Genomic DNA, 710 nt, shown 5'->3' on the forward strand with positions numbered 1-710 from the left:
ATGGCACCAGCACCGGGAACACGCCGGCGCCGGTGATCGCCGCTTCCAGATATTGTTGTGGGGCGGCGTGCCAGGTGTAGTTGTCGAACTGACGGACGTCGGTCGATATGGCGACGAGCGGCTGATGCATTTGGGCTCTGTGTTCCATTTGGGCAAGGGATACCTGCCTTCAAAATAGGCGATCCCACGTTATTTTTCCATGCCAAGTTTCGGCGTGTCGCATGGGCCACGAAACGGCCTGTTAGACTATAGTTGCAGTGCAGCCGGGCTTCGCCGTCAAATGGGGCCGGCCTGCTGGACTCGACTTCTTGCCTGTGTATTGTCTCGAACGAACCGACACGGAAACCGAGGATTTTCTGACGTCGGCCTGTTGATCCAAAAGGGAGGAACTTCATGGATCGTCGTTCATTCATTCGCAAGGCCGGTGTCACCGGCGTCGGTGCCGCGGCGGCGGCGGCCACGCTGGCGGCGCCTGCAATCGCCCAGTCCAATCCCAAGGTGACATGGCGGCTGGCGTCGTCCTTCCCGAAGTCGCTCGACACCATCTATGGCGGCGCCGAGGTGTTCTCGAAGATGCTGTCGGAAGCCACCGACGGCAATTTCCAGATCCAGGTTTTTGCTGCCGGTGAGCTGGTGCCTGGCCTGCAGGCCGCCGACGCCACCACGGCCGGCACGGTCGAGGCCTGCCATACGGTGGCATATTACTACTG

Annotated in this window: 2 pseudogenes; one reads left to right on the forward strand and one right to left on the reverse strand. The window is 60.7% G+C overall.

What is annotated here, in order from left to right:
* A pseudogene (locus tag EN969_RS36530) lies at positions 1–130 on the reverse strand (gamma-glutamyl-gamma-aminobutyrate hydrolase family protein); the annotation flags it as partial.
* 263 nt (positions 131–393) lie between these two features.
* Between EN969_RS36530 and EN969_RS33885 the strand changes: the two are divergent.
* Positions 394–710 (forward strand): annotated as a pseudogene (locus EN969_RS33885) (ABC transporter substrate-binding protein); the annotation flags it as partial.

The organism is Mesorhizobium sp. M7A.F.Ca.CA.003.01.2.1, assembly GCF_003998945.1.
Lineage (GTDB): Bacteria > Pseudomonadota > Alphaproteobacteria > Rhizobiales > Rhizobiaceae > Mesorhizobium > Mesorhizobium ciceri.